16 protein-coding genes are annotated in these 17,918 nt (G+C 46.4%); 2 read left to right on the forward strand and 14 right to left on the reverse strand.

Going from position 1 to position 17,918, the window contains the following annotated elements:
- Nucleotides 1–12 precede the first annotated feature (12 nt).
- The 5 genes from KCV26_16080 to KCV26_16100 all read right to left on the reverse strand — a co-directional run bounded on the left by KCV26_16080 (nt 13) and on the right by KCV26_16100 (nt 3,342).
- Nucleotides 13–597, reverse strand: a complete 585-nt coding sequence (locus KCV26_16080) for a hypothetical protein (GenBank protein WZX36777.1) — start codon at nt 595–597, stop codon at nt 13–15.
- A 32-nt stretch (nt 598–629) separates the two neighbouring features.
- Entirely contained in the window at nt 630–770 is a 141-nt protein-coding gene (locus KCV26_16085) for a hypothetical protein (GenBank protein WZX36778.1), read from the reverse strand.
- An 85-nt stretch (nt 771–855) separates the two neighbouring features.
- Nucleotides 856–1,509, reverse strand: a complete 654-nt coding sequence (locus KCV26_16090) for a hypothetical protein (protein WZX36779.1) — start codon at nt 1,507–1,509, stop codon at nt 856–858.
- The gene (locus tag KCV26_16095) at nt 1,496–2,257 is read right to left on the reverse strand and encodes a hypothetical protein (protein ID WZX36780.1); all 762 of its coding nucleotides are present in this window, start codon (nt 2,255–2,257) and stop codon (nt 1,496–1,498) included. Before KCV26_16095 ends, KCV26_16090 begins: the two co-directional genes overlap by 14 nt.
- A 392-nt stretch (nt 2,258–2,649) precedes the next feature.
- Nucleotides 2,650–3,342 carry a hypothetical protein gene (locus tag KCV26_16100; protein WZX36781.1) on the reverse strand — a complete coding sequence of 231 codons (693 nt, stop codon included), beginning with the start codon at nt 3,340–3,342 and terminating at the stop codon, nt 2,650–2,652.
- A gap of 194 nt (nt 3,343–3,536) precedes the next feature.
- Here KCV26_16100 and KCV26_16105 point away from each other — a divergent pair, with 194 nt between their 5' ends.
- Complete coding sequence (locus KCV26_16105; protein WZX36782.1) at nt 3,537–4,706, forward strand: helix-turn-helix transcriptional regulator; 1,170 nt, start codon at nt 3,537–3,539, stop codon at nt 4,704–4,706.
- A gap of 33 nt (nt 4,707–4,739) precedes the next feature.
- On the opposite strand, the gene KCV26_16110 is transcribed toward KCV26_16105, so the two are convergent.
- The 9 genes from KCV26_16110 to ettA form a co-directional block, all read right to left on the reverse strand.
- Nucleotides 4,740–5,633 carry a sugar phosphate isomerase/epimerase gene (locus tag KCV26_16110; GenBank protein WZX36783.1) on the reverse strand — a complete coding sequence of 298 codons (894 nt, stop codon included), beginning with the start codon at nt 5,631–5,633 and terminating at the stop codon, nt 4,740–4,742.
- A gap of 68 nt (nt 5,634–5,701) precedes the next feature.
- Entirely contained in the window at nt 5,702–6,574 is an 873-nt protein-coding gene (locus KCV26_16115) for a DUF1080 domain-containing protein (protein ID WZX36784.1), read from the reverse strand.
- Between the two features lie 118 nt (nt 6,575–6,692).
- Nucleotides 6,693–8,162: a Gfo/Idh/MocA family oxidoreductase gene (locus KCV26_16120; GenBank protein ID WZX36785.1), complete on the reverse strand. Its 1,470-nt coding sequence runs from the start codon at nt 8,160–8,162 to the stop codon at nt 6,693–6,695.
- Nucleotides 8,163–8,383: 221 nt separating this feature from the next.
- Nucleotides 8,384–9,508 carry a DUF5009 domain-containing protein gene (locus KCV26_16125; GenBank protein ID WZX36786.1) on the reverse strand — a complete coding sequence of 375 codons (1,125 nt, stop codon included), beginning with the start codon at nt 9,506–9,508 and terminating at the stop codon, nt 8,384–8,386.
- Nucleotides 9,509–9,511: 3 nt separating this feature from the next.
- Nucleotides 9,512–10,942, reverse strand: a complete 1,431-nt coding sequence (locus tag KCV26_16130) for a tetratricopeptide repeat protein (protein ID WZX36787.1) — start codon at nt 10,940–10,942, stop codon at nt 9,512–9,514.
- Nucleotide 10,943: 1 nt separating this feature from the next.
- Nucleotides 10,944–12,641, reverse strand: a complete 1,698-nt coding sequence (locus KCV26_16135; protein WZX36788.1) for a glutamine--tRNA ligase/YqeY domain fusion protein — start codon at nt 12,639–12,641, stop codon at nt 10,944–10,946.
- Between the two features lie 31 nt (nt 12,642–12,672).
- Nucleotides 12,673–13,689 carry a tRNA (adenosine(37)-N6)-threonylcarbamoyltransferase complex transferase subunit TsaD gene (gene tsaD, locus KCV26_16140; protein WZX36789.1) on the reverse strand — a complete coding sequence of 339 codons (1,017 nt, stop codon included), beginning with the start codon at nt 13,687–13,689 and terminating at the stop codon, nt 12,673–12,675.
- A gap of 86 nt (nt 13,690–13,775) precedes the next feature.
- Complete coding sequence (locus tag KCV26_16145; GenBank protein ID WZX36790.1) at nt 13,776–15,371, reverse strand: hypothetical protein; 1,596 nt, start codon at nt 15,369–15,371, stop codon at nt 13,776–13,778.
- Between the two features lie 14 nt (nt 15,372–15,385).
- Entirely contained in the window at nt 15,386–17,065 is a 1,680-nt protein-coding gene (ettA, locus tag KCV26_16150) for an energy-dependent translational throttle protein EttA (GenBank protein WZX36791.1), read from the reverse strand.
- A 243-nt stretch (nt 17,066–17,308) separates the two neighbouring features.
- Here ettA and KCV26_16155 point away from each other — a divergent pair, with 243 nt between their 5' ends.
- On the forward strand, nt 17,309–17,911 hold the full coding sequence (locus KCV26_16155) for a TetR/AcrR family transcriptional regulator (GenBank protein WZX36792.1): 603 nt from the start codon (nt 17,309–17,311) through the stop codon (nt 17,909–17,911).
- The last annotated feature ends 7 nt before the right edge of the window (nt 17,912–17,918 follow it).

Genomic DNA, 17,918 nt, shown 5'->3' on the forward strand with positions numbered 1-17,918 from the left:
GGATTTTTACTTTTATTGGGGTACTATGATTTTCCGGATTTTGATCTTTGAGTCGGCGTTATCGGTATAGACCGAAAAGAATTCAGGGCCGATATTCACCGCTGCAACCCGGGTGCCTGACTTCACCGTCACTTCCGATTCGGTCAACTCGCTTATGGGCTTGAACCCTACCGGGGAAACATTTGCGTTTATCTTCCCTCCGCTGACGGAAGCTTCCGCCCCGTGAAGCGTGTAGACCGTAAAGGCGGACCGCTCATCGATCTCCGTGGGGACTTCGAGGGAAAAGGCAGCTTTCTTACCCTCCATGGTAATGTCTTCCGCAGCCAGCGTTACGGATGACCCGGTCACGAGCGTTGCACCTTGCTTGAAAAAGAACTGCAACACATCGCCCGCTTTCCATTTGACGGTGATTTGGTTGCTATCGGCTTCCTGTTCTAAACTGAGGCGGGTTGTTGATGCTCCGTCGGGCATGGAGGCCGTCAGGGTAATTTTGTGCCCTTTCGCCGTGACATCTTTTTCGTCTACAACCGCATCGTTGGTGCACCCGGCAATAACGAAGAAAGCCGATACTGCCCAGAATAAGAATTTATTTTTCATAATTTAAAATTTGTGATTTGTAATGAATTCACTTACCAGTCTTCGAGCGGTATGTCCGGCAACGTATCGGTGCTGCCCATGATGTTTTGAACCAGTTCGATGTCGACAACCTCAATTTGAGGTGCTGTGTAAAATTCAGCAGGCTTCTCCGTTGGTGTTTGTTCTGTTCTCATTGTTTTAAAAATGTTTGTTTTTTTAGTATCTCCGTTCCAGAAAAAGTAAGAAAGACTATCCGTCTAGCGCATAGAGCGAGGGGTGCTAAAACCTTATAATCTCAGCATCTTCCTTTTTCATAAAATAACTCAATATATCGGCTGGCAATACCGTCTTCCCTCCGTTGGCATCCACATCAATATTTACGGCACTGTTAAAGGCATTCCACACAAAAGTGGCGCAGTTAAAACTGATCGAATCATTTTTTTTGGCAAACAGTTGATAGGGTTTTCCGCTGTTTAATTCAACATACCGTTGCAGTTTTTCCTTCTGACTATCGTTCAGGTGTGTTTTGACGAGCAGCAACCTTCCCCCGGCATAACCGTAATTGTTTTCCGCCGGATTAATCCGGAGAACAGGCATCATCTTTTTCTCTTTTATATTGAACAAAGATGACTCCGCAACCAACATCTTTTTAAAATCGCTGTTTTTAACAGCGATTGTGGTATCGCTTAAGAAGATGCCCAAATGGCCGGGGAAAGATCCGTAATACGGGTAGTTGCTGCCTGCCAACATAAAAGAGGTTACTTTGTAAATGATATCACCGCGTTCAACGGTAATTGTTCCGGCCGAATTAGTCCGGCTGTAATAACGACCATATATCCTGTCAATACTATACAACAAGAGGTAAAGCAATACAATTGCCCCTAAAGCATACAAGAACCTATTAATTGTTCTCTTTATTTTACGACTGTTCATACTTCTTTAATAATGCGTCAAGTAAAACAAACAATCCTATAAAGAACAGGGGGGCGGTAACATAAAAAACATGCATGATCTTGCTCCCATGTACAATATCAAAAATCAATGGCGTTGACCCTTGTGTAATTTCTCTGAACGACAACAGATGGTAAGCCGCGTACTCTACCGCAAAAAGCAGAACAAGGTAAATCAGCCAAGGAAAAGTGATTGCAAAGAAAGTACTTCCTTTAGCTTTGAAATTACTGAACAATAAGATGATCGTCCCCCCCGATATCGTCCAGCAGCTTAGCGCCCACCAATTCACGTAAGGAGAATTAAAAAAAGGTATAGTATAATTATATCCATACCAGCCTACCCAAATAAAAGCAACGGTTACTGCTGAAATAAATAACGCGAGAAACCTTGTGTACTTTCCGGTGTCATTCCATCTGAAGAAAGCGTACATGAGTGCTCCTCCGAGCATTCCAATAACAATATCGTTTACTACATCGACGGCTTTCTCCGGCTTGAACAAGTTCAGTATTGCGATAAAAAAAAGGGTTTCCACTACTTCAAAAACGCCCAAGATCAAGAGCAGTTTTAACCATCTTTTCTTAACGTTGTAAGCCGATAAAACTGCGAAAATGATGGCTCCGCTCCAGAGATGAACAAACGACCAGAAGTCATAATAGAACCAGTTGTATTCAAAGATGACGCCGTACAGCCATTCTGTGTTATCCCTTATGTTTTGAAAGAAAGGATTCATGTTTTATATGTATAAGAAAGAGTAGAGGCAGTATAAAAAGCAACGAAAGCATAAAATAGATTACGGCCAATCCATGTAAAAATAAATATCCGGCAATAAAAAAAAGGATGACCAATGACTGTCTGCTCGGAAAAGATGGCTTATACCTGAGGATAATCAAGAGCCACCCCATGCAGTAGCTTGTTACAGCCAACTCGTCTCCTTGGTTATTTTGAATAACAGTAAACGTTTTCGTTTCTAAATATTTTGAATAAACAGTAAAAACGTTCAGCTGCAACCATCCGGGTTTTATGCCTTTAAAAACAAAGAAGTATATTCCCAGCAGGCCGACAGCAATAAAAATCAGCCCCGTTGCCGTTAGAAATTTATTTTTGTTATTCACTTCTTTGATATTAGCTTATTGTATATTTTACTACACTTCCATCTTCAAGGTACATTTCTATACCAATTAATCCGAATTTATGATTTCCGATATAGATAATTTTGGTTACACCAGGTTCGCTGGAGGTTCGTTCCACCTGTACAGTTTTAATTTTGAGGGACCCGTAATCGTAATCATCAGTGGTTGATTTTTTCGTGACTTTATAATTGGCTATTTTCCCGTTCTTTTTTGTATATGTCCATTTATCACCCACGTTTACGTCATATTTCATGATAACAGCCTGTTTGCCTGAAGCATTTACTATTGCTACTCCTTCTGAACTGTTTTTAAATTTGAATTTCCCTTTGAAGTTTCCGTTGGAGTCGATAAATGACGATTTGTATTTATTAAAATCTTCTCCGTATAAAGCATTTCCTATGTCATCAACGGTGCCGCTAAAACTTGAGGAGATGGGGAATGAAAATTCAACAGCGATTAAACCATTGTTGTTTTCTACAACTTTCACCTGTGAATTGATGCTTGAAGCTGTCCCGCCTAACTTTATTGTTCCGGTTGAAGTATTTCCCACTTGATTTTTAGTCAAGTTTGTATCTCCACCCAATTCTGCACTTGAGCTACTTCCTTCTTTTTCGCAAGCAGACAGTAAATAAAATCCACATAGTAAAGAGATAAATAATTTAGAAACCGTTTTCAAATTTTTCATAATTAAAATAGTTTTAAAGAATCAATAATGCATTAAAATGCGGTAGTGTTAATGATTTTTATTTATTCGCTTGTAAAATTACCGCAATATTTTTTACCTTTTTTGCTTAAAAACATGTTTGTGTTCCCGATTCGTAAAAATTTATTCCTAATTCATAAAAATTACTTATTTTTGTAAAAACAAACTGCCCCCATATGTTGATACAACTTATCCTGTCGGTCATGCCCATGTTCGTATGCCTGTTTTGGGTAGTACTTCTGTTGTGCGACAATAACCGGAATCTACCGAAAAATTACCTGGCTTTCTTCCTGTCGTTATCGGCTGTCAACTATTTTGTGCACGCCGCTTTTTTCAACCGGCAATACGACCTGTTCGCCTTTACGGACAACATCTGGGTGTTCACGTCCCTCTCCTCCTACCCGCTTTATTACTATTATATCCGGCTTCTTACGCGCGATATCCGGATCGACTGGCGGTGGAGCTGGATTTTACTGCCTGCGCTGGTGTTGTCGGTCTTCTCGTTCGTCATCTACTTCGCCATGTCGCCCGAAGAGTTGGACCTTTTTGTCCGCGGAGTCATGTACCACGAACAGGGCTACACCGGGTCCTATCCTCAGTTAGTACGATTGCAGGTTCTTCGCACCACCTTGTTCAAGGCATTTTTTCTGGTGCAGGTAATCTTATCGGTGTGGTTCGGATACAGGCTTATAGTCCGGTACAATAAGGAGGTGAAAGAGTTTTACTCCAACACAGGAGGTAAGGACCTCAGTTCGGTAAAGTGGATTCTTTTCGCCTTTCTGTTTGCTTCCGTTGTCTCGCTTGTCTCCAATGTGATTGGTAAGGATTTTTTTGTAGATAAAGGCCCTTTAATAGCCTTTCCGGCTCTCACGCATTCACTTTTTTTGTTTTTTATCGGATACGTTGGTTATCACCAAAACTTTACCGTAGCCGATTTCACGAACGACGTGAATGATTACCGCAAAAAAAGGCTCCGGGCCACAGAGAGGAAGCAACTGGCGTTAAGCGACAGAATAACCAAGCAGCAGCTCTCGGATTTACTGAGGAAGAACGAGCTGTACAAGAATCCCGAACTGCGAATAACCGACATTGCATTGATGGCAGGGACCAACCGGACCTACATATCCCGAATTGTGAATGAAGAGATGCGGACGAACTTTTGCGATTGGGTGAACGGTTTTCGTATAGAGTATGTAAAGGGAATCATGAAGAATCCGGAGTACGACAATTTGTCGATGTTACAGATCGCCGAGATGTCGGGATTCTCGAGTCTGAGTGCGTTTTACAGGGTATTCAAGGAAAAAGAAAAAGTAACTCCCGGAGAATATAGAGGGATAGTTGAATAAAGAAACCCGGCGAGTGCCGGGTTTCTTTATGAATTATTTATAGCTGTCTTTCACAAAAGCAGCGTTCGCTAGGTAATCGTAGCTTTCTTTTACACCTTCCACCGGTGTGCCGGTATATCTTTCTACCTCTACAACCATGTATTTTGCACCTGATTTATCAACATTGTTGAAGATATTTTCAAAATTTACTTTTCCACTTTTACCCAGTTCGGTTTCGTCTTTGATATGAAGCACTTCGAACCTGCCCGGATAATTGTTGAAATACTCTACTGGGTCTTTACCGCCTTCTCCTACCCAGTACACGTCCATCTGGAAGAACACCTTGGCAGGATCGGTATTTTTTAACATATAGTCGTACATCACTTCTCCTTCTATTTCGGTGAATTCGAAGTTGTGGTTGTGATAGCCGAAGCGGATTCCTGCTGCGTTACATTTTTCTCCAACCTGGTTAAAGTAATCGCAATAAGCTTTAAGATCGACCAACGTTTTGGGTGTGGGGATCCAGGCAACCACCAGGTATTTCATACCAGCATCCTTATGAGCCTGGATAGCGGTATCCCACCATTTCCAAACTTCGTCCCAGTTGGTATCTTTTGTGTTTTCAGCCAACGGACGCCCTGCGTGGGAAGAAAGAACTTCCAACCCCGCATCTTCAATGGATTTTTTAAAGTCGGCAGGAGCCATTCCGTAAAACTGACCGTCGTTATACCCGGCAGCCTCTACCCCGGTATAGCCTATTTCAGCCACTTTAGCAATTGTAGCTGCGTAGTCGGCCTTTATGTCGTCCCGAAGTGAATAGAGCTGTAAGTAGATGTTTTTTTTAACACTCGCTTCCGCTTCTTCTTTTTTCTGTCCCTGGTTACAACCCGATAACAGGAAGAGGCTGCCCAACAAAATTAATGCAAATAAATTTGAATTTTTCTTCATTCTTTGATTCTATTAAAAAAAAGAGTATTCCTGAACACGACAGAAACACTCTTTTTGGGATTATACGCTTAATCTAAGATTTTAACTTTAATGTTACGGAACCAAACATCATCCCCATGGTCCTGGAGACCGATGAATCCTTCGCGGTTGGGTCCGCCACAGTTATTCAGCAGTTCAAAAGCCAACGGCCATTTTTCCTGGCTGAACTTGCTGGCCTGGAGCATTTCTGTCCATTGGGGAGTCCACAAATGGTACTCAACCACATTTTCGTTGTTCTGTCCGTGAACAACGGTTCCCTTATACACCATAATTTTTGCTGCGTTCCATTCACCAAAAGGTTTCTGGTTTTGTGGAACTGCAGGAATCATATCGTAGAGCGAAGCGGATTGCCGGTTATTGTCCTTACCCAGTTTGGCATCGGGATGGTTGGCATTATCCAGCACCTGGTATTCGGGAGAGGAAATATAGATAGGTTCGGTTTTTACGTTGCCGTCTTTATCGGTTGTAGTTACTTCCTGTGCCAGATAGAAGATACCCGAGTTACCTCCTTTGGAGACTTTCCACTCCAGCACCAGTTCAAAGTTTTTGAACTTGTGGTCGAAAATAATATCGCCACCGTCACCGTCCTGGGCTTCACCGCCTCCAGAACCGTTGAACTTGATAGCACCGTCTTCGATGGTCCATTTTCCGGGTACAGCATCCTTGCCGTATCCGCGCCAGCCGGTAAAGTCCTTACCGTTGAACAATACGATGTAACCGTCTTTATCCGTTTCAAACTTCGACAAGTCCACTTGCGGTTTGTCAACTACTGAATATTGAGGAGTTTCTGTTTTCATAGAATCAACACCTTCTGTTTCTGCTGTTTTTTTTGCACCTCCGGTACAAGCTACAAAAGCTGTGGCAACCGCAACGCTTAAGAGCACATTAAAAACTTTTTTCATACTTGTTCTTTTTTAAAATTTAAACTTTTCCTTGTAGATGACGACATCAGATATCAGACTCAAAACGATGTTACTAGACAGCTTAGGAGTCTGACATCTGACATCTGTTATCTAAAATTTACGGCATTGCCGGTAATTTCCATCCGTTTTGATAAGTATGGTTGATCATTTCAGCTGCATACTCGTTAGCATTTACAGGTTCCGTCCATGTTTTGTTAAACGTGGGGTGACCGTCTGTAATTTTGAAACCGTCTTCAATAATTGTCCGGATATTCGCATCGGCCGGAATGTTGGTAAACTTCATGTTTTCACCATCCCAGTGGAGTTCCTGGTTAAGACCCTGTAGCCTTACAGCAAGAACACCCATGACTACCATTTCGTTGAAAGGACCTGCTTCCGAGAAAGGAGAGGCTGTTTCAACGCGATTTTCCGGACTTTCCTTACATGCACGCACCCAATCCAGTTCGTGAGAAAGGGTAACTTCACGCTGGGTTTTCGGGGAGTTGGGTGTCCTTCCAGATACCAACCACGGATTTACGCCGTAGCAGCCGCAGATCAACGTGTCTTTTGTTCCGTGGAAAATAACGCCACCGCCCTGGTCGTTCAGGTTCTTTCCGGCAGGTACTCCTTCGGGACGGAACGGTTGCAGGCCGCCATCGTACCAGGTAACTTCCACTTCAGGCATAGCTACTTTCGGCATATTGTCGCGAGCCGGGAAAACATATTTCACCATTTGTGCATTGGGTGCACAGTCTGTTAACAACATGGTGGATGAGCCCTGAACTTTTGTGGGATAACCAAGGTTTAATCCTTTAAACACGGGATGCAAAATATGGCAAGCCATATCTCCCAATGCGCCTGTTCCGAAGTCCCACCATCCGCGCCAGTTCCAGGGGTGATAGATGTTGTTGAACGGACGTTTGTTGGCCGGGCCAATAAACAAATCCCATTTTAAAGTCGATGGAATTTTGTCTACTTGCTTCGGTATCATCAGACCTTGCGGCCAGATGGGCCTGTCGGTGAAAGTATCCACACGGGTGACTTCACCAATTTGTCCGTCCCGGATCCAATCAATCACCTGGCGCACCCCCGTGCCCGAAGATCCCTGGTTACCCATCTGAGTGGCCACTTTGTGTTTCTTAGCCAGGTTCGTCAGAAGACGCGACTCATATACACTGTGTGTCAACGGTTTCTGCACGTACACATGTTTACCCATGGTCATGGCTTCAGCCGCAATAATAGCGTGAGTATGGTCAGCAGTAGCTACAACAACACCGTCGATTGATTTTCCTAATTCGTCGTACATCTTACGATAGTCGTAGTATTTTTTCGCTTTCGGGAAATAATCAAAAACGCGCTGGCTGTACTTCCAGTCCACATCGCACAGACCAATTATGTTCTGGCTCTCGAGGTTTTTCAGGTTAGCAAAACCCATCCCTCCAACTCCAACACCAACGATGTTGAGTTTATCACTCGGAGCCATGTGCCCCATGCTTTTACCGAGTACCGATGAAGGTACGACAGTTAATCCAACTGCAGCTGTTGCGCCTGCCTGGATAAACTTCCTTCTTGACATTTTTGATGACATAAAAATTTGTTTTAGATTTAGAAATTCAAAAATATTGTTTTATAACTTTTCTGATTTAATAAGTTACTCTTTTTTTCCTGGGAAAAATGGATATAGAATAATTGGCGTAAAAATAGCAATAAAAACTGAACAACTGAAATTTTCAATAAAAAATTAACCCCCCGGAAATACCTTAAGGTGAAGAATTGGTTACTCAGTTGATTTACGTTCAGGGGTTACGCCTAAATTTTAACAAATACCCTCAACTTATACATCAATTGCAAAATAAGAAAGAGGATAAGAAAATTGGCAAAAGTGAGTACCGCGGAATAATAGTCACCCGTATATTTTTCCAACCCCCAAAGCAGGGAATGTGCCGCACTTCTGAAGTTGATAACCATTCCAAGCGTGTAAGCAACGATTGAATTCATTCCGTAAATTTTCAGCCAGTTCAATCTTTTTGACCAGCCTTTGTAATCAACGATGTAATAGAACAATGCCATCAACAGAAAACATAATCCTCCTGACCAGAGCGTCATGCTGGCCGACCAGATCTTTTTGATAATGGGGGTTTGGAAGCTCAACAGCCAGGCTGAGACGAGTAACACCCCACCAATAGTGAACAGCAATTGGCTGTTCTTCCGTTTATCTTTACCGTTTTGCATGATTTGTCCGGCAAAAGCACCCAGCATAGTGGTTACCCCAAACACCATACTGGTCAGCACCCAGGTATAGCGGTAGTTATCCGAAAAACTCCACGAACCGTCTTCGGCATACGTTACGCCGTCGCGAACTCTTCCCAGTACGGCCCTATCGACAGCTTCCGCAAAGTTACCGTCAGGGGTGAAGTCGCCCAGGAAAGTAAGTAATGCCCAATAACCCGTCAGCAGCAATAAAGTGGCCACCACCTGGCCTTTCCGGGACAGATGGAGCAGTAGCACGGCTGAAATAACATAACCTACGGCAATTGCCTGCAATGTATTGGTATAAATGCGGATCTGCATCGGATCGAGGCTCAACAGATCACCCTGCACCACAGCACCGAGTATGAACAGAATGACAAACCGCTTCGTAATTTTTTTGTAAATGGCTCTCTTGTCAGGATTCGCGCGATATTTCTCAAACGAGAAAGGCATGGCGGCACCCACCATAAAAAGGAAAAGCGGCATCACCAAATCCCAGGCACTAAAGCCCTCCCATTTAACATGTTCAAGCTGATGCAACAGAAATGAAAAAACCGGAACGTCTTTCCAGTGCCGGGCAAAGGCTACGAAGACAGGCTGAAAGAAAACCAGCATAAAAAGGTCAAAGCCACGCAGGATATCAAGAGATGCGAGGCGATTGGACGGAATGGAATGTGTATTCATTGTTCAGTATTTAATGTTCTTAAACAACACCCTGTTTTCGCGCGCTTCATTGAGGCGAACCAGCATCTTCTGGCGATTGTAGTTAGAGAAGTCGGCACTTTCGTAGCCGGAGATGATGTTCAGTAAGGCACGGAGTTCATCGTCCGAAAATTGCTTCATAATTTCATCGAAAGGTTCTTTGTTTCCAATCTCGAAACGGATAAAAGCCAGGCGCGATTTTGCCGTCGGATAATCAGGATCGATCTCCAGCAGCTGTTCCAGATACTCCGCAGCCTGCTCGTATTTCTCCTGGGCAACACTCACGTTGGCCAGGCGGTCAATGATCTCCTCGTTGTCTTCCGAAAGCAGTGCAGCCTTTATGTATGCCGCTTCCGCCGCCCGCAAATCACCGTCGATAAAACTCAGCTCTCCTTCGAGCATGTAGTAGTCGAGTGATTCTTTTTCATCGGCAGGAATGTTGTTGTACAGTTCACGGGCAGAAGTCATGTTGTCTTTCAACAGCTCAACAAATGCCCGGCGCGTAGCGATCCCTTTCGATCCGAAACGCTTTTCCTTGATATCGATAACACGCAACATTTGATCGTACTGTTCCATCGCCTCATACCCCTCGAGCAACGAATCGTAAAGCGACTCGTCATCGGGCGATATGCGGATACATTCTTCGAAGATACGGATGGCCTCTGAGGCATTATCGTTCAGATAGAGCGACAGCGCTTTCATCTTCAGTGCCGAGATATCGTTTTCGTTTATGGTCAGCGCAAAATCGAAGGAATCAATGGCTTTCTCATACTGTTCATTCATCGAGTAGAGCTTGCCGATGTTTACCCAACCTTCAAACGAATAGGGATCCAGATCGAGCAACCGGTTGTTGTATTCTATGGCTCGCGCGAAATCGCCTTTCATCTCGTTGGCATATGCCAGATCGATAAGCACATCGGGATTGGATTCATCAATCTTCAGGCTCTCCTCAAGGTAGGAAATGGCCCGGTCGAAATGCTCCACGTCGTTCATCACATAACCAACCTCGGTAATAAAAACGTACAAATCATCAATCGATAGTTCCCTGTTCATCGTTTCATTGATCACCTCATTGGCTTCATCCGTTTTTTCCAGATGCAGCAGGCTCTCAATCCGAAGCAGGGGTAGTTCGATATCTCCCTCCCCGGGGATGTTGTTCAGGTACGACAACGCCTCGTCATACAACTCGGAGTATACCAATGTCTTGGCCTTTAAGATCATCAACTCCGGACTGGCTGGATGCATCTTGAGTCCCTCCTCAATAATCTCTTCGGCCTGTTCATTGTCTCCCAGGCTGTTATAATGATCGGCAAGCACGGCAAACTCGTCGGCATCGAAATAAATTTTCCTGCCGAACATACTCATTTGCTCGTATTTTTCCACCAAGGAAGATATGTCGTCCAGTTCTTCGTCCATTTTAACTATTTTGTTTCTTCCACGAATCCTTCAAGGCTACTGTCCGGTTGAAGACAAGTTTTTTGCCCGTGGAATCGGTATCTACGTTAAAATACCCGATACGCTGAAATTGAAAGCTGTCTAGCGGCGCAGCTCCGGCCAGGTATTCTTCCACCTTGCAGTTTTTCTTCACGATAAGTGAATCGGGATTCAGCAGTTCGCGAAAGTCCTTTTCTTTCTCTCCAGCCGGATCCTCCACAATAAACAGCCGGTCGTAAAGCCGTACTTCAGCGTCGAGGGCATGCGGTGCCGACACCCAGTGGATGGTTCCTTTCACTTTGCGATTAGCCTCGGGCATCCCGCTCCGGGTCTGCGGATCATACTCGGCGTATACTTCCGTAACGTTTCCGTTTTCGTCTTTTTTGCATCCGGCACATTTCACGATGTAGGCATTTTTCAGGCGTACTTCGTTTCCCGGCGTAAGACGAAAGTATTTACGGGGGGCGTCTTCCATAAAATCGTCGCGTTCGATCCAGAGTTCGCGCGAGAATTTAACCCGGCGGCTTCCCATCGATTCGTCCTCGGGGTTGTTGATCGCCTCCATCTCTTCCGTTTGTCCTTCGGGATAATTCGTGAGGATAAGCTTTACGGGGTCGATAACGCCCGACACGCGGACGGCTTTTTTGTTAAGGTCCTCGCGCACGGCAAACTCAAGGAGCGACACGTCGATCATCCCGTCGTATTTGGTATAGCCGATACTATCGACAAAGTTGCGTATAGATTGTGGTGTGTAGCCGCGGCGGCGCAGTCCGCAAAGCGTGGGCATGCGCGGGTCGTCCCATCCCGAAACCAGCTTCTCCTGTACGAGCTGAAGCAGCTTGCGCTTGCTCATCATGGTGTAAGTCATGTTCAGGCGGTTGAACTCGTACTGGTGCGGACGGTAATCATCGGTGGCCAGCTGGTCGATAAACCAATCGTAAAGCGGGCGGTGTACCACAAATTCCAGGGTGCAGATGGAATGGGTCACGCCTTCGAAATAGTCGGATTGCCCGTGCGCAAAATCATACATGGGGTAGGCTTTCCAGGCAGTCCCCGTACGGTGGTGCGGGATATGGAGGACCCGGTATAGGATGGGGTCACGGAAGTGCATATTTGACGACGCCATATCTATTTTGGCGCGCAGCACCATTTTTCCTTCTGGAACGTCACCGCTATTCATCTTTTGAAACAGGTCGAGCGATTCCTGGACGGGACGTTCGCGGTAAGGGCTGGGCGTCCCGGGAACGGTTGGCGTCCCTTTTTGGCGCGCAATCTCTTCGGCCGATTGCTCATCGATATAGGCTTTTCCTTCCCGGATAAGCTGGACGGCGAAATCCCATAACTGCTGGAAGTAATCGGAGGCGTAAAACACGTTCTTCCACTGAAATCCGAGCCACTGAATATCTTCCATAATGGAATCCACGTATTCAACGTCTTCCTTGACCGGATTGGTATCATCGAACCGAAGGTTGCAAATGCCACCGTATCTTTCGGCAATACCGAAGTCGATACACACGGCTTTGGCGTGCCCGATATGCAGGTACCCGTTGGGTTCCGGCGGAAAGCGGGTTTGCACACGGCCGTCGTTTTTACCTTCTTTTAAATCGTTTTCAACAATCTGTTCAATGAAGTTGAGACTTTTCTTATTTTCTTCCACAGCAGGAATCTCTTTTTGTGACATAATATATGGTTGGTTAATTTTTAAAATACTGTTATATGGATACCCTGGCGTAAGGCGCCACGTCTTTTCCGCAAAACTCACCGTCGAGATACTTGTAGTACCCTGAGATAGCTACCATAGCCGCATTATCGGTAGTATAAGCAAATTTCGGGATATGTATTTTCCATCCATAACGGCGACTATAATCTTCAAAAGCAGCGCGCAAGCCTGAATTGGCAGACACACCGCCCGCCACGGCCACTTCCTTTATTTTTAACTCTTTTGACGCGCGGTACAACTTGTCCATCAATATATCGACGATCGTTTTTTGCAGGGACGCGCAGAGATCTTCCTTGTTTTTCCCGATAAAGCCGGAGTCGGTTTTCAGTTCGTCGCGCAGGAAATAGAGAAACGATGTTTTCAGGCCGCTGAAGCTATAATCGTATCCCGCGATATGAGGCTTGCTGAAAATAAACCTGCCGGGATCGCCCTGTTTGGCTAATTTATCCACGACAGGCCCTCCGGGATAACCCAGGCCCATCACCTTGGCGCATTTGTCGAAGGCTTCACCGGCGGCATCGTCGATGGTTTGCCCGATAATCTCCATCTGCCGGTGCGATTTCACGAGAATAATCTGTGAGTTACCGCCCGAAACCAGCAAGCACAAAAACGGGAACTCCGGTCGGTTCGTATCGTCCGGGGTTTCTTTGATGAAATGGGCTTGCACGTGTGCTTGCAAATGGTTCACCTCCACCATCGGGATATTAAGAGCAGAGGAGAGCCCTTTCGCAAAGGAGGTTCCTACCAACAACGAGCCCAACAATCCCGGCCCGCGCGTGAAAGCCACCGCCGAAATTTCCTGTTTTGTGACGCCCGCTTGTTTCAGGGCATCGTGCACCACGGGAATGATGTTCTGCTGATGTGCGCGGGATGCCAGCTCGGGCACCACGCCGCCATACCGCTCGTGTACTGCCTGCGAGGCAATCACGTTCGACAAAATGACACCGTCGCGGATAACCGCTGCCGAGGTGTCGTCGCAGGAAGATTCTATACCTAATATCGTAATCAATTTAATTCAGCTGATGTTGTAATATTGAAACGACAAAGATAACACAAAAAAACGTTTGATAAGAAAAATACTCAGGGGCAATGTTCTTACAATGTCACGTCAACCCGCACCCTGCCCAGTAAAGCGCCGGGATGATCGCGATACGTGAACCGATGAACGTATTCCACACGCAAAAGTCCCAGGAGATTCGTGATTCCAACGGTTCCCTCCACATAGGGGGCTGAGCCGTACCGGTAGGATACCGGCGGAAAATCGTAGATGAGAGAAGAGGGGGAAAGCAACGGGTCGTTTTTGCTGCTCAGCCTACCGTAAGAGGCGCGCAACGAGATCAACTCTTTTGCTCCCAGATCGTCCAGCAGTGGGATCTTGGCCAGCAGGAAATCATCGCCTACAAAAGTCGTCCGAATCGTATACTGCTCATCGGCAACAAACTCCAGGGCCCGGTTCAGGAAGAACGCGTTGTTCTCGATATGATGTTTATATCGTTGGTTGGGATAGACTAGTAGCGGAAAGGGCACTGCGTCCCACACTTTTGAAAATTCCCCCACGGCATCCAGTCGTCCGGCGTAACCCAAGTAGAAACGTTTTTGTGCCGAGAACTCCGTTCTGTGGTATGCAGCACCACCTTCGGGTAAATGTACGAAGCCGATGGAGTGTGAAAGAAAAAAGACGGGACTTGTCACATCGACAGGTTTTCGTTTGCGTTTTTGCTGTAAATAGGCCTCTTCGAAAGAGTAGCGCAGCAGCACCCCACCCTCGGAAGTGTCCAGCCCATCGTATGCGGTAAGCCCGGCGTCGGAACTCCTCCGGAACTCCAGTTCTCCCTGCGGGATCAACCTCGATTTTCGCCACCAGAAGGTGTGCGCAAGACCGTTTTTGTACTCCCTCTCGTAGTTTATCTCGGCAAAGTTGCGGTACGTCGCTTCATTAACCGACCTCCGGTAGGTAATCAGCAACAGGTCGTTTAGAGAACGCGGGTGCATCTCGCCGGGGGAGAACAGATCGTTTTCATACACCAGGCGCATATTATTTTTGGGGAATTCGTCCTCATGATAGGCTTTTTTATCGAACGACCAGACGGCTTCTCCGCGGTACTTGAACTGCTGGTCTTTAAAACCATAAGCCAAGTATCCCTTCATAAAAAAATGGGGACTCAGGCGCGAATTGGATGCTGCTCCCGCCCGCAGGCGGACGCCTTCGACGGGATTGTAAGTGGGAAGAGTCTGGATCCTGCCAAAATCGAACGTGTTGGTCTCCGGGTTTCCCAGCGGGATCCAGTCGTCCATCACAAACCGGGCCGCCTTGCTCAGCAACGATACGACCTTCCCGGGTTTCACGACAGCGCCGCCCGGCGGCGATAACAGTGCCGTCTCACGGTCCTGGGGCACCAGCGCGATGCGAAGCGGAGCATGCCCATAGTCCTCCGGCAAGAGGTAAGTCAGGCTATACCCTTCTCCCACACTCACCAGGCGGTTATTCTTCAATGAATCGGGTACCTGAAGTGAGAATTCACCCACATTACTGGCCACTACTCCGATCTTGGTATGCTCCACAAAGATCGCGGCGTAGGGGACCGGCGTGTTGTACTGCGCATCGATAACTACCCCACTGACCTCTTTGTATTGAGCAAGTACTGGCAGGCTTAATACCGGCAAGAAAAACAGAATCAGAAACTTCCTCATTCTTAATTTTCTGTTTACAGCTTCCGGTAGCGTACCCTTTTCGGCTCTACGTTGCCTAGGCGCATTTTCTTGTTCTCCTCATACTCGCTATAGGAACCCTCGAAATAAAATACTTCTGAATTTCCTTCAAACGCAAGGATATGGGTACAGATACGGTCCAGGAACCACCGGTCGTGCGAGATCACCACGGCACATCCGGCAAAGTTTTCCAACCCTTCTTCCAGTGCACGGAGGGTATTCACGTCGATATCGTTGGTCGGCTCGTCGAGCAACAGTACGTTTGCCCCGGCTTTGAGTGTCAATGCCAGGTGTAGACGGTTTCGTTCACCGCCGGAAAGAACACCGCACAGTTTTTCCTGGTCCGCTCCCGAGAAATTGAATCGCGACAGGTATGCCCGGGAGTTCACCTCTTTGCCCCCCACGCGTACAAACTCCAATCCACCGGACACCACCTGATAGACGGTCTTACCGGGATCGATGGCTTCGTGAGCCTGATCCACATAAGCCGTAACAACGGTCTCTCCCACCTCGAACGAGCCATTGTCCGGGGTCTCCATTCCCTGTATCAATCGGAAAAGGGTGGTTTTTCCAGCACCGTTGGGGCCGATAACGCCAACGATCCCGTTGGGTGGAAGCATGAAGTTAAGGTTGTCGAACAGCAGCTTGTCACCAAAGGCTTTCTTCACGTTTCTAGCTTCAATCACCTTGTTTCCTAACCGGGGGCCGTTGGGAATAAAAATCTCCAGTTTCTCCTCACGCTCTTTCTGATCCTGGTTCAGGAGTTGCTCGTACGAGTTCAGACGTGCTTTTCCTTTGGCCTGGCGCGCCTTGGGCGCCAGGTTGATCCATTCCAGCTCCCGTTCCAGCGTTTTGCGACGCTTGCTCACCTGCTTCTCTTCCTGTTCCATCCGTTTGGTTTTCTGCTCCAGCCACGAGGTGTAGTTCCCTTTCCAGGGGATTCCCTCACCGCGGTCGAGTTCGAGAATCCAGCCCGCCACATGGTCGAGGAAGTAACGGTCGTGCGTGATACAGATCACCGTTCCCTTGTACTGCTGCAAATGCTGCTCCAGCCAGTCGATCGACTCGGCATCGAGGTGGTTGGTCGGCTCGTCGAGAAGCAACACGTCGGGTTCCTGCAGTAGCAGGCGGCACAGTGCCACCCGGCGGCGTTCACCTCCTGAAAGTTCACGGACCGGCTGTTCTTCAGGCGGACAGCGAAGGGCATCCATCGCACGCTCCAGGCGATTATCGATGTTCCACGCGTCGACGGCATCCAGCTTGTCCTGCAATTCTGCCTGGCGGTCGAACAGCTTGTTCATCTTTTCCTCATCCTCGTAATATTCGGGCAATCCGAACTTCAGGTTGATCTCTTCATATTCCGCCAGCAGGTCCATCACCGGCTGCACTCCTTCACGAACGATTTCGATCACCGATTTGTCTTCATCCAGTTTCGGGTCCTGCTCCAGGTATCCCACCGAGAAACTTTTATCGGAGACTACTTCGCCCTGGTATTCCTTTTCAATCCCAGCAATAATCTTCAGCAGGGTAGATTTACCGGAACCGTTCAGCCCGATGATGCCAATCTTGGCACCGTAGAAGAAGGAGAGGTAGATATCCTTCAACACCTGTTTGTGGGGAGGGAACGTTTTACTTACCCCCACCATGGAAAAAATAATTTTTTTATCGTCAGCCATATCTGTTTTTAGTCAGTTTATTCAATATTTTATCAATGTCCCGTCCCTCTAAGTCGATATGAATCAACATTTTTCAACCCGACCTTTCGTAACGGAGCACAAAGATAGTAAAAATGACGGAAAAAGGGCAAAACCTGAAGACAAGCATGAATGAAGAAAAAAAACATCAATTTTAAAAAAAAGTATCAATTTGTTTGTACAATAAAAAATAGTGTGTATATTTGCAGACCAAACGGTCGGTTTATGAATGAATCTAGGGAACATATCTTAAAAACAGCCTTTGTGCTCTTTCTGCAGAAGAGCTTCAAGGAAGTAACACTCAAGGAGATCGTCGAGAAAAGTGGCCTCTCCAAGGGAGCATTCTATCACTACTTCCCCAGCAAGGAGAAGCTGTTCAGGGAGATTGTGGAGACCTTCTATTTCTCACAGATGAAAATAGATTTCGACAGTTTCCGGAAAGATTCATTTCATGGATTCTATCACGACGTAATCCGTAACAGTGTAATGAAGTTCATGGACCTGAAAGAGTTCCTCAGTGACACCAACGACGAAGACGACATCACCTACTTCACTCTGGTGCTCGATGCCGTCAAGCTTTTTTCCGGATTCAAGGAACAAAGCGAAAAAATGCATGCTATTGAGTTGAGTGCCTGGGAACAGGTTATCCAGTCTGCCTTGAACCGCGGTGAAATAACGAGCAAAATGACCGCCCTGCAAATCGCGAAGCTTTTTATCTACTCTTCCGACGGCATGGTGGCACATCTGGTGATGGAAGGTAAAATTAAAGAGGCGCAAAATGAAGTACTTGCCCTTTACGACGGCTTATATGCCGATTTGAAAGTATAATTTTTTT

It is taken from the genome of Petrimonas sulfuriphila, from assembly GCA_038561985.1.
GTDB lineage: Bacteria > Bacteroidota > Bacteroidia > Bacteroidales > Dysgonomonadaceae > Petrimonas > Petrimonas sulfuriphila.

Coding starts and splice junctions, on each gene's coding strand:
- KCV26_16080 (WZX36777.1), bottom strand. CDS start 597: ATGAAAAATAAATTCTTATTCTGGGCAGTATCGGCTTTCTTCGTTATT.
- KCV26_16085 (WZX36778.1), bottom strand. CDS start 770: ATGAGAACAGAACAAACACCAACGGAGAAGCCTGCTGAATTTTACACA.
- KCV26_16090 (WZX36779.1), bottom strand. CDS start 1,509: ATGAACAGTCGTAAAATAAAGAGAACAATTAATAGGTTCTTGTATGCT.
- KCV26_16095 (WZX36780.1), bottom strand. CDS start 2,257: ATGAATCCTTTCTTTCAAAACATAAGGGATAACACAGAATGGCTGTAC.
- KCV26_16100 (WZX36781.1), bottom strand. CDS start 3,342: ATGAAAAATTTGAAAACGGTTTCTAAATTATTTATCTCTTTACTATGT.
- KCV26_16105 (WZX36782.1), top strand. CDS start 3,537: ATGTTGATACAACTTATCCTGTCGGTCATGCCCATGTTCGTATGCCTG.
- KCV26_16110 (WZX36783.1), bottom strand. CDS start 5,633: ATGAAGAAAAATTCAAATTTATTTGCATTAATTTTGTTGGGCAGCCTC.
- KCV26_16115 (WZX36784.1), bottom strand. CDS start 6,574: ATGAAAAAAGTTTTTAATGTGCTCTTAAGCGTTGCGGTTGCCACAGCT.
- KCV26_16120 (WZX36785.1), bottom strand. CDS start 8,162: ATGTCATCAAAAATGTCAAGAAGGAAGTTTATCCAGGCAGGCGCAACA.
- KCV26_16125 (WZX36786.1), bottom strand. CDS start 9,508: ATGAATACACATTCCATTCCGTCCAATCGCCTCGCATCTCTTGATATC.
- KCV26_16130 (WZX36787.1), bottom strand. CDS start 10,942: ATGGACGAAGAACTGGACGACATATCTTCCTTGGTGGAAAAATACGAG.
- KCV26_16135 (WZX36788.1), bottom strand. CDS start 12,641: ATGTCACAAAAAGAGATTCCTGCTGTGGAAGAAAATAAGAAAAGTCTC.
- KCV26_16145 (WZX36790.1), bottom strand. CDS start 15,371: ATGAGGAAGTTTCTGATTCTGTTTTTCTTGCCGGTATTAAGCCTGCCA.
- ettA (WZX36791.1), bottom strand. CDS start 17,065: ATGGCTGACGATAAAAAAATTATTTTTTCCATGGTGGGGGTAAGTAAA.
- KCV26_16155 (WZX36792.1), top strand. CDS start 17,309: ATGAATGAATCTAGGGAACATATCTTAAAAACAGCCTTTGTGCTCTTT.